Below are 13,315 nucleotides of genomic sequence, written 5' to 3' on the forward strand. Positions count from 1 at the left end.
ATATAACATGAAAAATTTCATCATAACAGTAATTTTGGCCCTTTTTACTCATGCTTTTTATGCCCAAAATGCATTTGATAAATTTGATGGTCAGGACGACGTAACGTCTGTAATTGTTAATAAAAAAATGTTTGACATAATGAGTAAGGTAAAAGTAGATGCTTCTGATAAAGAAACCCAGCAATACATGAATCTTATTAAAAAGCTGGATAATTTAAAAGTGTTTAAAACCGAAAACCCTAAAGTGGAAGCTGAGATGAGAGTGTTAGCAGAAAAATATATTAAAACGGCAAATCTGGAAGAGTTAATGCGTATTAATGATAGTGGAAAAAATGTAAAAATTTACATTAAATCTACTGCCAATGACACTAATATAAAAGAGTTGTTTATGTTTATTGATGGTTCGAAAAATGAAGAAACTGTGTTGTTGTCTTTAACTGGGAACTTTGATTTAAACGAAATAGCTGTCCTTACAGATAAAATGAAATTACCGGGAGGTACAGACTTAAAAAAAGCCTCTAAAGGCAAAAAGTAAGATGAAAGCCGGTTTTTTCACCTCAATTCTTGTTGTATTACTAACTTTAATAAGTTGTAATTCTGAACCTTCGTTGCAAAAATATTTTGTAGAGAATACGGAGAATAAAGATTTTATAGCGCTTGACGTTTCGCCTGATATTTTGAATATTGATAAAACAAAATTATCTACTGAACAATCCGAAGCTTTAAATTCGTTTGATAAAATGAATATACTGGCTTTTAAGGTAAATGATAAAAATCAGACACAATTTGAAGCAGAGAGGACTAAAGTAAAAGCGATTTTAAAAAATCCTAAATATCAGGAATTAATGAAGGTTGGTTCCGGTAAAGATGGTGCTTCTGTAAGTTTTGTGGGTACTGATGATAACATAGAAGAATTTGTGATTTTTGCAAACAGAAAAGAAAACGGTTTTGCTGTTGTTCGTGTTTTAGGAAAAAATATGAATCCCAATAACATCCTGACTTTAATGACTGTTTTGAAAGAATCAAAAATCGACATGGAACAATTAAAACCTTTACAGCAACTAATAAAATAATATATTTTTATAAATTAAATTCAGAAAGCCTCTACTTGGGGCTTTTTGTGTATTTGAGAGATTTTGCTGAATAATACTTGTGTTTTATTTAAAAAGTAAAGCTACTTGGCTATATTTGTGACTTACCAAAATAATAAATATGATACAAAAAACATCAAATGCCTTTATAGCGGCATCATGGATAGCTCTGGGAGCTGGAACAGTTGGATTTATAGTTGGGCTTGCAAGAGCGGAAATGCTTTTAAACGAAAAAGGATATTATTTTACCGTTTTAATGTTTGGTCTTTTTGCTGTTGTCTCCTTGCAGAAAAGTGTCAGGGACCGACTTGAAAATCTTCCCGTAACGGATATTTATTACGGTATTTGCTGGTTCGGAACTCTTTTGTCAATCGTACTGTTAGTCGTTGGGCTTTGGAATGCAACTATTTTGCCAAGCGAAAAAGGTTTTTATGCTTTTGCTTTTTTATTAGCATTGTTTGGTGCTATTTCAGTGCAAAAAAATACAAGGGATAATATGTCATTTAGCCAAAACGAATAAAAAAAATAAATTTTATTAAAATGCAAAAAAGCCTCAAAATCTAAAATTTTGAGGCTTTTTTTATTGAAATTGAGATTATTTGCTCAAATACATTTTTCTTCTTGAGTACAATTCGTAGAATTGATCGTCTTTTAAATCATCAATAAACAAGATGCTTTCTCCTGTCGATTTCATTTCTGGCCCTAATGCTTTGTTTACATTTTGGAATTTGCTGAAAGAGAAAACCGGCTGCTTGATGGCATATCCGTTTAATTTTGGATTAAAATCAAAGTCAGTTACTTTATTGTGTCCTAACATTACTTTGGTAGCATAGTTAACATAAGGCTCTCCGTAAGCTTTTGCAATAAACGGAACCGTTCGGGAAGCTCTGGGGTTTGCCTCGATGATGTAAACTGTGTCGTCTTTTATTGCAAACTGAATGTTGATTAAACCTACTGTTTTTAATGCTCTTGCTATTTTTTCAGTATGGTCTTTAATTTGCTGCATTACGAATTCTCCTAAGTTAAAAGGAGGTAAAGTGGCGTTGCTGTCTCCGGAGTGAACTCCACAAGGTTCGATATGTTCCATAATTCCGATGATATAAACATTGCCGTCAGCATCGCAAATAGCATCAGCTTCAGCTTCGATTGCTCCTGCCAAATAATGGTCTAAAAGCAATTTGTTTCCTGGAATTGTTTTCAATAAATTGATTACGTGTTCTTCCAGTTCTTTTTTGTTGATAACGATTTTCATTCCCTGACCACCTAATACATAAGAAGGACGAATCAATAACGGAAAGTCAAGAGTATCTGCAAGGGCAGAAGCTTCATCAGCTGTTTCAGCGATTCCGAATTGTGGGAAAGGAATATGTAATTCTCTCAATAAGTCTGAGAATCTACCTCTGTCTTCTGCAAGATCTAGTGCGTCAAAACTGGTTCCGATGATTTTTACTCCGTATTTAGATAATTTCTCAGCTAATTTCAAAGCAGTCTGACCACCTAACTGAACAATTACTCCTTCCGGTTTTTCATGCTGAATGATGTCGTAAATATGTTCCCAGAAAACCGGTTCAAAATATAATTTATCCGCTGTGTCAAAATCTGTCGAAACTGTTTCAGGGTTACAGTTAATCATGATGGTTTCGTAACCACATTCTTTTGCAGCCAAAACTCCGTGAACACAAGAATAATCAAATTCAATTCCTTGTCCAATTCTGTTTGGCCCTGAACCTAAAACGATGATTTTCTTTTTATCAGTAACAATGCTTTCGTTATCTACATAACGCTCGCCATTTGCTTTTTCGATCTCAGCCTCAAAAGTAGAGTAATAGTAAGGTGTTTGTGCTTTAAACTCAGCGGCACAAGTATCAACCAGTTTAAATACACGGTTGATATTTTGGTCCATACGTAAAGTATGTACTTCGCTTTCCAGACAATTCATCATGTGTGCAATTTGTCTGTCGGCAAAACCTTTTTGTTTCGCTTCAAGTAATAACTCTTTAGGGAGATTAGATATTTTATAGTTCGAAATTTCTTTTTCTAATGTATAAAGTTCTTCGTATTGTTTTAAGAACCACATGTCGATTTTTGTGATTTCATGAATACGGCTCAATGGAATTCCCATTGCGATTGCATCATAAATCACGAAAACACGATCCCAGCTGGCAAAAGTCAGTTTCTCAATAATTTGTTCGTAATTGGTGTATCCTTTTCCGTCAGCACCTAAGCCATTTCTTTTGATTTCTAAAGACTGAGTGGCTTTGTGTAAAGCTTCCTGAAACGAACGTCCAATTCCCATTACTTCACCAACAGATTTCATCTGAAGTCCTAAAGTTCTGTCGGCGCCTTCAAATTTATCGAAGTTCCAACGTGGTATTTTTACGATTACATAATCCAAAGTCGGCTCGAATAAAGCAGAAGTTGATTTTGTAATTTGGTTTTGTAATTCGTCTAAGTTGTATCCTAACGCCAATTTAGAAGCGATTTTAGCAATCGGGTAACCAGTCGCTTTAGAGGCCAAAGCAGAAGAGCGGGATACACGAGGATTAATCTCGATAGCAACGATATCTTCTTTTTCGTCAGGGGAAACTGCGAACTGTACATTGCATCCACCTGCAAAGTTTCCGATACTGCGCATCATTAAGATGGCATAATCACGTAATTTTTGGAAAGTGGTATCAGATAATGTCATTGCCGGAGCAACTGTAATCGAATCTCCGGTATGAATTCCCATTGGGTCCATGTTTTCAATCGAACAGATAATGACAACATTATCATTTTTATCTCTCAAAAGCTCCAATTCGTATTCTTTCCAGCCTAATAAAGCTTTGTCAATCAATACTTCATGGATTGGCGACATTTCTAATCCGTAGGTTAGTTTTTCGTCAAATTCTTCTTTACTGTGAACAAAAGCAGCTCCGGTTCCTCCAAGTGTAAATGAAGGGCGAATTACTAGTGGAAAACCAAATTCCTGAGCAATTTCTTTTCCTTCAAGGAAAGAAGTAGCAGTTTTTGCCGGTGCAGTAGGAACATTTATTTTTTGAAGCAATTGTTTAAATTGCTCTCTGTCTTCGGTAATATTGATGGCATTTACATCAACACCAATTAATCTTACTCCAAAATCCTGCCAGATTCCTTTTTCATCAGCTTCCAGACACAAGTTTAAAGCTGTTTGTCCTCCCATTGTTGGTAAAACAGCATCAATTTGTGGATGTTCCTTTAGAATTTCAATAATCGATTTTGTAGTTAAAGGTTTCAGATAAACATGATCGGCCATGGTTGGGTCGGTCATAATTGTCGCTGGATTGGAGTTAATTAAGATAACTTCAATTCCTTCTTCACGAATCGAACGTGCAGATTGGGATCCCGCATAATCGAATTCGCAAGCTTGACCAATAACAATAGGTCCTGAACCTATTATTAAAACTGATTTAATTGATGTGTCTTTAGGCATTTTTGTATGTATTGTGTAGTTATATAAGTATTTTAAAAACCATTCTTAGTGTGCTAAAAACTAGAATGTTGAGAAAATTTTTACCAACAAGGTATAAAAAAAGGCGATACTAAAAAAGTAATCGCCTTATGTATGTTTATACAAACATTATTTTTTGTGTCTAGGCTCGCTAGAAACAGTTAATTTATGTCTTCCTTTAGCTCTTCTACGCGCTAGAACTTTTCTTCCATTCGCAGAGGCCATTCTGTCCATAAATCCGTGCTTATTTCTTCTTTTTCTTTTCGATGGTTGAAACGTTCTTTTGCTCATTGCTTTGTATCTTTAAAATGGTATCTAATATCTCTTTTCTGTTTTTGAATATCGTTATCCCAAAACCGAGTGCAAATATACAAAGACTTTTTTTTCTGGCAAGTAGTTTTATAAAAATATTTTTAATTCATTTTACTATATTTGCAGTTACAAATATACACCTATTATGTTTCATAAAAATATTAAACTTATTTTAGCCGGACTTCTTGTAGTCGCTGGCGTTTGGCAATTTACAGAAAGTAATATCGGCAATGGAATTTTCCTTATTTTACTGACTGCAATTCCTGTGTTTCTTTACTTTAAAAACGAATTTATCCTTTTAGCTTTCCTTAAATTAAGAAAACAAGACTTCGAGGGCGCTAAAAAATGGCTGGCATACATTAAAAATCCTGAAACTGCTTTGGTAAGAAAGCAACAGGGGTACTTTAATTACCTTCACGGAATCATGTTGTCGCAAACCAACATCAATCAGGCTGAGAAGCATTTCAAAAAAGCTATCGAACTTGGTTTGTCTATGGATATGGATTTAGCGGTAGCAAAATTAAATCTTGCGGGAGTAGCCATGTCACGCCGAAGAAAACTGGAAGCGACTAATTTATTAAACGAAGCTAAAAAATTAGACAGACAAGGAATGCTGAAAGAACAAATCACGATGATGAAAGAACAAATGAAGAAAATCTAATTTTTCTAAAATTACAATATTTTAAATCCCAAATTCTAGCGAGTTTGGGATTTTTTTGTCATTGCGAGGAACGAAGTAATCTCATACAGCATATCTTTTATTAATATTATCAATCTTAGTGAGGTTATTTCGTTCTTCGCAATGACTTTGTTTGCGCATTAAAAACAATTTATTAATCAATATCAACTTTAAAATTTGGAGGAAGAGGCATTATAACCATTTTATTAATTTCCCTCAAATTAATTTTTTTGTTCATTTTAATGAATGTATGATTATCTTTAATTTTTTCCAACGATTCACCAAACATCCAAAATTGCGTTGGACCATTACGACCATGAATTTTTAACTTTCTGGATTGCTTATCATTCTTTAATAAAAAAGCATAAGTCTGCCCATCTTCAATCATGTTATTATCAAAAACTTCTTCTTTAAGAAAAGTAATTGTATCTAATATGTTTTCAATTCTTTCTTTTTCATCTTTATTTAAAATTGCAAAAGATGTTTCTTCCTTATATCCATACACATCAACATAATAAAGCGTATCAGAAGAATTGAACTTCAAATAATAGGACTCACGAATATTCCATTTAAAAAAAGTAAAATCATACTTCTTTTTGGGAGATTCACATCCTAATAAAAGAAGTAATCCAATTATTATAAAGATTCTCATATAAAATTTTCTTAATAGATTAAATCTACTTCATCAAAGTTCTTTTCAGTATGTCAGACTCAGTCCATTCGTCTTCTTTCTGGATAAACTTAGTCGAAGCTTTTTTTGAATTCTAAAGCTTTCGACTCCGCTCAGGATGACAATAGAAGTAGTAAACGTTATTTTAGTCCTCCAATATAATAGAAGGTAAATTTTCGTTCAGCCATTTGTATTTATTCAAAATCATAATGTGAGTGCCGCCTTTTACCACAATACATTTATTGATGTATTTTATAGGGAAAACATCGTCCTGATCGCCGTGTATATGGATGACTTTTTCGTCTATTTGATTTCGGTTCCACAAAATAACAGATTCGACGGCCCATTGTAAATAATTCAAATCCCGGACAGCCAGAAATTTTTCGTACAATTTGATGCGTTTGTTTACTTTTTCTCCGAAAGAGTATTTTGCAAGATTTTCAATATTCAAAATGAGTTTCATCGGAATCAGTTTATAGGCTTTTGTGGTTTTTCCGATTTTCATTCTCCTTGGGAATTCTGTATTGCTCCTCACACTCGAAATAATTATAACTTTTCGGGCTTCGATATGTCTGGCTATTTCCTGAACCAAAATCCCACCAAAAGAAACCCCGATTAAAACCGGATTTTCATGTTTGATGTTTTTTGTGATTCTAAGCGCATAATCAGATAATGATTCTTTTACAAGTGGAATTTTCCATTCGAGCAGAAACATTTCAAAAACAGTTTCGTCAAGTTTTATTCTTTCAAAAATGGTGGGACTAGCTGCTAATCCGGGCATAAAATAAACAGGAATCTTACTCATTTTCAGAGAGCGGTTTTAAGTTGAAGATAAATTTACCCTTTTTTGCTAATATGTAGAGTAAATCTTATACTTAATTATTTTATAAAGTTACTAACCAATTATTATTTAAAATGATTCTACTTCTTTAATAATAATGTGTTATGTTGAAAATCAAATGATTATCTTTGTGAGCTGAATTCTTTACAGATAAAACACTTTTTAAAGATTTTATCTGATATTATTTTCACGTTTATTTTCTAATATTTTTTATTCACCCCAAAAACATGATAAATATGGAACCTGCCGTAATGGAAATTAAAGACAATACTTTTGCAAGACAATTTGAGGCTACAGTCCCGGAGGGCTTATTGAGTGTTGAATATTCATTTCAGGAAAAAAAGATTTTTTTGACTAAAATTAACATGCCTGAAAATTTTGAAAATCAGCCCATGATTGATATACTGCTTAAAAACATAATGGAACTGAGTATAGAGAAAAAGTTCAGAGTTGTTCCAATTCATCCAAAAATTGCTGTTTTTTTTAAAAAAAATCCAAAATATAAAGAATTGCTTCCGCCGGGAATAAGAATTTAAAAATCGCTGATAAAACCGATTCCTAATCCAAGTTTTGCATAGATACAGGATACATCAGGTTATGAAATACAAAAAAAGGCTTTCAGAAATGAAAGCCTTTTTGTCCAGAAACAAAATCTAAAAATAAAAATTAACTAATTTATAATTATTTTTTTGATTATTTTTTTCTCCTGAAGGGTCACTTCAAAAAGATAAGTACCTGAAGTCATATCAAAAACAGTAATCTCCTTATGATTTGATTTTGGTAGTTTTTTTACAATTTTACCGTTAATGTCATAAATTACAATACTGCTTTTTTCTTCTTCAGTATTCAAATAAACAATGTTTGAAGCCGGATTTGGGTATAATGTCACGGAATCAATATTGAAATCTTTATTTCCTAATGTTTTTTGATTAATTACACCCACTCCGTTTAAATCAAAACCACCTGATGGAAAAGGAGTTGAGTAAGGATCATTAATGATTCTTCCAAAGCTGTCATAAGAGGCATACAATGGATCAATTGTACCAATAACATCAATTATTTTAACATGTGTAATGTTGTCTTTGTCTAAAAATGCATTGTCGGCAATGTCTGATAAGTCAAAAGGGGTTCCGTAGCCATTGACATATTTTCCGGCTAGATTGTTGATGTATCTGCAGTCAATTCCGGCAAAAGGTCCAACCTGAGTATTAGTTTGTGTTTCACTGTGTGAAGGAAACCTGAAAAAATTAACTCCATCTGAACTTACTTCAACAAAAGCCAACTCTAAAAAAGCCAACCCTGAACCACCGGTCTTAAATCCATTTTCAAAAACTGCAAAATCAAATCCGGGGCCATTGGCAATAGGAGTATCAAAAGTTAAGGTTGCGCTCCCGCCGTCACCCAGACACACAACACCTGATCCTGATGTTCCGCCTTTCATTCCATCATTTGGGGTTCCGCCAGTAGCCAAAGGACCTGTTGGGTTGGCAATATCCTGCGGGCCTCTTACTACAGTAATACCGGTTGCCCAACCTATAAAAACTGTACTGCTTTTTGCTATGGCAGTACTGCCTGTCTCACCTGCTGCGGGGGCATACGATTGTGCAGAAATTATCGATGATGTAAGTAATAAGGTGAAAAGTAATTTTTTTATCATAATAAAGGTTTAAAAATGCCCTTACAGTTTTATTATAAGGGCATTTTTGTTTTTTAATTGTTTGAATAAAAACTATTTGGTGCAATGCCAACAGTTAAAGTTTTTAATACTGTTCCTGTAGAAGAGTATATGGTAACAATTCCGTCTTGTGTAAATCCGTTTGCATTACCAGAATAAATTTTTCCATTAATAACTCCAAATCCGTAAAAGGTAGAGTATTGTACATAAGTATTAGTAAATATTGGGGTTGTGCTAAAAGTTGCAGCATTTAGATCCATAGCATACACACTGCCTTCTTGCGTGTAATAAATTTTATCTCCATCAATATCCATATTTGATACATATTTTAAAGTGGTTGATTCTATAGATGTTGCAGTATCAGTATTAGTATTAATTTTATACAATTTACTGTTGTCCTTATTTCCGCACATTACATATACACTTCCATTTTTTTCTTCAATAGAATTTATTCCATCTTCAACTGTAATAGTTGTCAAAACCTGATTTGTTGAAGGGTCAATCACAGTAACTTCATTTCCATAACCATAAGCACCATTCATAACATAAAGTTTATTATTTGCTACTACAATTTTTTCTACGGTTTTTTCTACAGATATTGAGTTTGAATAGGCATAAGTTTTTGCATCATAAACTGTTACTGCATTTGACAAAGCATTAGTTACATATAATTTATTGTTTAAAACTACACTATAGCGTGGGTTTTCTAATTTCTCAGTAATAGTCCCTAGGCTTTGAAAAGTGTAACGATTTACAACTTCAACTTCATTAGAATTGTTTACAACAATAAACGCTTTGTCATCACTGAAGCTTAATGATTGTGCTACATCTCCTAATACTTTTGTAGGGTTTACAACAGCAAATATGTTGTTTTGTGAAGTCGTTAAGTCATTAGATATATAAGATACCGATGCATTTGGTGTTTTAAAATTCCCTTCGTTTAAAATCAATACGCCATTGTCGTATGCTCCTAATGGGGTATCAATTATAGTATTGTCATCACTGCTACAGGAAGCAAATAAAAAAACAGATGCAATAAGTCCTAAATAAAGATTTTTAAATTTCATTTTTAATAGTTTAAGTTTAAATAAATAGTTGCGTTTCTTCCAGGCATATAGCGGCTTGGTAGCGCTTCATATTTCTCGTTCCATAAATTGGCCACTCTGACACCAATTTTAAAAATATTTTTTTTGCTGAAATTGTAATCTGCACCAACGTTTGAAACATTATAAGCATCCAAAATGTACTTTGGATTATTATCTGATGTGGTAAAAATTTCTCCGGTGTACATAATTTGATAATAAGCCGAAAGCTTTTTGTAGTAATAAGATAATGAACCGGTAAGTTTGTGATAGGGTACGTAAAAAAGCTGTTTATCAGTTTTGTCGTTTAATGAAACGGTGTATGCATAAGTTCCGCTAAAATCAAATGTATGCTTATTGAAGTTTCTTTTCCATCCCAAAAGTGCTTCAGCGCCATAAATAGTAACTCTGTCTGTGTTTTCCGGAGACCAATTTCCAGAATTGTTTGGCAGCCAGCGAATCATATCTTTTATTTTCATTCCATAGGCGGTAACCGTGAGTCGAAAATCTTTATATTTAAATTCGTTTCCTATTTCTGCCTGAAAAGAGTTTTCAGGTTTTAAATCCGGATTACCGCTTCCTTCCCAGTACAAATCATTAAAGGTTGGAATTCTGAAATTTCTGGACACATTAACTTTAAGGTGATAAAAATCTGAAAAATTATATCTGGAACCAGCTGAAAAAAGAACCGGACTTTTATAAACATCTGAAATCTCTTTTCTGGCACTCCATTCATAATTCCATTTGTCATTTAAATTATGTTTCCATAAAATGCTTGCTCCGCCAATTTCACGATTGTTTCTGCCAATTCCTGAGCCTAAACCGTTATTTTTTGTGTAGTCTAAAATTGTGCTGACTTTTATTGCAGAAGAGATTGCATAATCAATATCATATTTTCCAATAAAACTTTTTACTCCTCCGGAAGTAAAACCTTCCCTTTTTATATCTTCATAATATTTATAATGTTCAGAAATGTAAGCAAGTCTTAAATTAGATTCAAATTTGCTAAAATTACTGCTCCAGGTTAATAAATTTCGGGTATTGTAGTCTTGATATTTGGTTTTGGTTTCATTTGGAGAAGTAAGCGAAAAATGACGCTCGCCATCAAATATTTCACTATAAAACTTAACAGTGTTTTTGTCGTTTATTTTATAGCCTACGGCGGCATTAAGGCTGTTATTGTAATACTGTCCGTTTTTATTCCACACTTCCTGACCAACAAATTTAAAATCGTTGTCTGAGCTGTTTCTTGTAAAACTTGCATCCACACTCCATTTTTCGGTTGCTGCTGTAATACCGTAAACAGCACTTAAGGTATTAAATTCACCATAGTAAATCTGAAAATCATTTTTGAAAGTGTCGGTGAATTTTAAATCATTATTTAAATGAATCGTGCCTCCAATTGCACCACTGCCGTATACAACACTTCCTCCTCCTGCTTTAACATCAATAGAATTAAAACTACGTGTAGAGATAGTATTAAAATCAGCCTGACCAAGTAATTGAGAGTTTATGTTTATTCCGTTCCAGACCACAACTGTTTGCTGCGAAGTAGTTCCTCTAAATGATGGAGATGAAGTCATTCCCAAACCATTTTCTTTAAAATAAATAACGGTGTTATAGTTTAAAAGGGAAGTTAATGAAGATTCATTTTTACTGATAATAGAATCACTTAATCGTTGAATTGATTGTGTATTCGAAAATCTTTTAAGATTTGAGTCCGATACAACAACCTCTTTCAGTTTTGTAATAGAGTCATGTTGCGCCAAAATAAACTGGCACAAAAGCAGCAAGCAAAAAGTAAATCGTTTTTTTAAAATCATAATTTCTACACTCTTTTTCCCGAGAGTTCGATATTTGTTTATAAAGGCAGGTCTCCTGGCTTGCGTCTTGTTGTTTACCTTCCCATCACGTATGATATGACAGTGGTTTGTAGTTAACAACAAGCATTCTTTAATACAGAACTAAGCTTACAGTTGCGGGTACAGCTCAAGATTTGACTTGATTCCCTTTTAATGTGTTTAATAAAAACACAACCTTAATTTGGTGCAAAGATAAAGTTAAATATATTGAATATTCAAAATTTGTTTTACTTTTCAGATTATAATGCAAAACAGTGAGAGGAATTACAGGTTTAGTTTGATAACTTGTCCGAAATTTACTTTGTTTTCGAATGCTTTTTTTAAAGGCAATGAAGTTTGGTGGCACAAAAGGCTTCTGATAATGCCTGCATGGGCAACAATTATGACAGGATGAATTGTTTCTGAAATTTTATCAGACAAAAAACTTTTAACCCTTTTATGAAGTTCAGAAAAAGACTCTCCGTTAGCAACTTTTATGTTGACAAAATTTTCCATCCAGGGATTGAGTTGTTCGGGCGGAATATCATTCCAGTTTTTTAATTCCCAATCGCCAAAATTCATTTCTTTTAAGCGTTCGTCTTCTTGGTACGAAATGGGTTTAATATTCTTTTCAATGTATTTTGCCAGAATCACACAGCGTTTTAAAGGACTCGAAAAAATAATGGCTTCCTGAGGTAATTGCGTAAGAATATTTTCAAAAACAATATCAAAAGGTTTTGCCAAATCCACATCAGATTGTCCGTAGCAAATTCCTTTTTCGCAGATCGTTTCGGTATGACGTACTAGATAAATTTCCATAAAAAAAGAATGCTTAAATAATAAACTACTTCGCAAACTTGTTGAGTCGCTCCTAAACAATCTCCTGTATAACCATCAATCCATTTCTGAAAATAATGAGCCATAAAATAACGAGTCAGGAAAACAGGAATTAAAGTGAAAAGTATTTTGTATTGAAAATAGGAAACTACTATTAACGGCAGTAATCCGAAGAAAAAAGCTCCGAAAACTTCTTTCCAGCTATATTTTTTTGCAATTGGTTTGCTTTTGCTGGAAGCGTCATCGCGCGAATATTCATGAGTAAAAATAATTGAAATTGCGGCTAAACGACTTATAGAATGAGCAGAAATAAACAAAAGAAAAATCAGAAAATTGTAATTTGTAAAATGTGAGATGGTTTCTGAGAGTAATTTGAATTTCAATAAAAAAAGCAGCACCAAACCAATGGCTCCATAAGCACCAATGGCACTGTCTTTCATAATTGTCAGAATTTTTTCTTTGGTCCAGCCTCCGCCAAAACCGTCGCAAACATCGGCAAAACCGTCTTCATGAAAAGCGCCAGTTGTTAATATTGAAGCGATAATTCCTAAAATTACAGCCGTTTCTGTAGAGAGAAAAAGAGAAGCAATATAAAAAACAAGAAATGAGATGCTCCCGACAATCCAGCCAATAAAAGGAAAATAACGCGTAGCCTTGTTTAAATATTCAGGATCGTGACTGATGTTTTTCGGACATGGAATCCGGGTGTAAAACATTAGACAAGTGAAGAAAATATGTAGTTCTTTTTTCATTGAAATTGGTTTGTGGTATTTTTGCAATTGATTTTTGCAATTGATTTTTGCAATTGATTTTTGCAA

The 13,315-nt window shown here is 33.3% G+C and carries 14 protein-coding genes and 1 riboswitch; of the genes, 5 read left to right on the forward strand and 9 right to left on the reverse strand.

Going from position 1 to position 13,315, the window contains the following annotated elements:
* Positions 1 to 7 precede the first annotated feature (7 nt).
* The 3 genes from FLV_RS04700 (at position 8) to yiaA (ending at position 1,611) form a co-directional block, all read left to right on the forward strand.
* Positions 8 to 535 (forward strand): DUF4252 domain-containing protein, encoded by a 528-nt coding sequence (locus tag FLV_RS04700; protein ID WP_243231234.1) that lies wholly within the window; start codon positions 8 to 10, stop codon positions 533 to 535.
* 1 nt (position 536) lies between these two features.
* Positions 537 to 1,073 (forward strand): DUF4252 domain-containing protein, encoded by a 537-nt coding sequence (locus tag FLV_RS04705; protein ID WP_243231250.1) that lies wholly within the window; start codon positions 537 to 539, stop codon positions 1,071 to 1,073.
* Positions 1,074 to 1,212: 139 nt separating this feature from the next.
* Complete coding sequence (gene yiaA / locus FLV_RS04710; RefSeq protein ID WP_243231252.1) at positions 1,213 to 1,611, forward strand: inner membrane protein YiaA; 399 nt, start codon at positions 1,213 to 1,215, stop codon at positions 1,609 to 1,611.
* A 75-nt stretch (positions 1,612 to 1,686) separates the two neighbouring features.
* Here yiaA and carB read toward each other — a convergent pair whose 3' ends face one another.
* Together carB and rpmH are read right to left on the reverse strand one after the other, a co-directional pair.
* Positions 1,687 to 4,542, reverse strand: a complete 2,856-nt coding sequence (gene carB, locus FLV_RS04715) for a carbamoyl-phosphate synthase large subunit (protein WP_243231256.1) — start codon at positions 4,540 to 4,542, stop codon at positions 1,687 to 1,689.
* A gap of 147 nt (positions 4,543 to 4,689) precedes the next feature.
* A complete protein-coding gene (rpmH, locus tag FLV_RS04720) occupies positions 4,690 to 4,851 on the reverse strand; it encodes a 50S ribosomal protein L34 (protein WP_008464848.1) in 162 nt (53 codons plus the stop codon).
* 166 nt (positions 4,852 to 5,017) lie between these two features.
* Between rpmH and FLV_RS04725 the strand changes: the two genes are divergently transcribed.
* Positions 5,018 to 5,533, forward strand: coding sequence for a DUF2892 domain-containing protein (locus tag FLV_RS04725; RefSeq protein WP_243231258.1), 516 nt, complete (start codon positions 5,018 to 5,020; stop codon positions 5,531 to 5,533).
* Between the two features lie 172 nt (positions 5,534 to 5,705).
* Here FLV_RS04725 and FLV_RS04730 read toward each other — a convergent pair whose 3' ends face one another.
* The gene (locus tag FLV_RS04730; RefSeq protein ID WP_243231261.1) at positions 5,706 to 6,203 is read right to left on the reverse strand and encodes a hypothetical protein; all 498 of its coding nucleotides are present in this window, start codon (positions 6,201 to 6,203) and stop codon (positions 5,706 to 5,708) included.
* Positions 6,204 to 6,366: 163 nt separating this feature from the next.
* Complete coding sequence (locus FLV_RS04735) at positions 6,367 to 7,026, reverse strand: alpha/beta hydrolase (RefSeq protein ID WP_243231264.1); 660 nt, start codon at positions 7,024 to 7,026, stop codon at positions 6,367 to 6,369.
* A gap of 263 nt (positions 7,027 to 7,289) precedes the next feature.
* On the opposite strand from FLV_RS04735, the gene FLV_RS04740 reads away from it, so the two are divergent.
* Positions 7,290 to 7,598: a GNAT family N-acetyltransferase gene (locus tag FLV_RS04740; protein WP_243231266.1), complete on the forward strand. Its 309-nt coding sequence runs from the start codon at positions 7,290 to 7,292 to the stop codon at positions 7,596 to 7,598.
* 134 nt (positions 7,599 to 7,732) lie between these two features.
* Here the strand turns inward: FLV_RS04740 and FLV_RS04745 are convergent, their stop codons facing one another.
* The 5 genes from FLV_RS04745 to FLV_RS04765 form a co-directional block, all read right to left on the reverse strand.
* Positions 7,733 to 8,719 (reverse strand): T9SS type A sorting domain-containing protein, encoded by a 987-nt coding sequence (locus tag FLV_RS04745; RefSeq protein ID WP_243231267.1) that lies wholly within the window; start codon positions 8,717 to 8,719, stop codon positions 7,733 to 7,735.
* Positions 8,720 to 8,772: 53 nt separating this feature from the next.
* Complete coding sequence (locus FLV_RS04750; RefSeq protein ID WP_243231269.1) at positions 8,773 to 9,804, reverse strand: YncE family protein; 1,032 nt, start codon at positions 9,802 to 9,804, stop codon at positions 8,773 to 8,775.
* A 2-nt stretch (positions 9,805 to 9,806) separates the two neighbouring features.
* Positions 9,807 to 11,642, reverse strand: a complete 1,836-nt coding sequence (locus tag FLV_RS04755; RefSeq protein ID WP_243231276.1) for a TonB-dependent receptor plug domain-containing protein — start codon at positions 11,640 to 11,642, stop codon at positions 9,807 to 9,809.
* Positions 11,643 to 11,669: 27 nt separating this feature from the next.
* Positions 11,670 to 11,875, reverse strand: a riboswitch (cobalamin riboswitch).
* A gap of 70 nt (positions 11,876 to 11,945) precedes the next feature.
* On the reverse strand, positions 11,946 to 12,479 hold the full coding sequence (gene cobC, locus FLV_RS04760; protein WP_243231278.1) for an alpha-ribazole phosphatase: 534 nt from the start codon (positions 12,477 to 12,479) through the stop codon (positions 11,946 to 11,948).
* Complete coding sequence (locus FLV_RS04765) at positions 12,464 to 13,249, reverse strand: adenosylcobinamide-GDP ribazoletransferase (protein ID WP_243231280.1); 786 nt, start codon at positions 13,247 to 13,249, stop codon at positions 12,464 to 12,466. Before FLV_RS04765 ends, cobC begins: the two co-directional genes overlap by 16 nt.
* Positions 13,250 to 13,315 lie beyond the last annotated feature (66 nt).

The organism is Flavobacterium pectinovorum (assembly GCF_022802975.1).
In the GTDB taxonomy this organism is placed as follows: domain Bacteria; phylum Bacteroidota; class Bacteroidia; order Flavobacteriales; family Flavobacteriaceae; genus Flavobacterium; species Flavobacterium pectinovorum_B.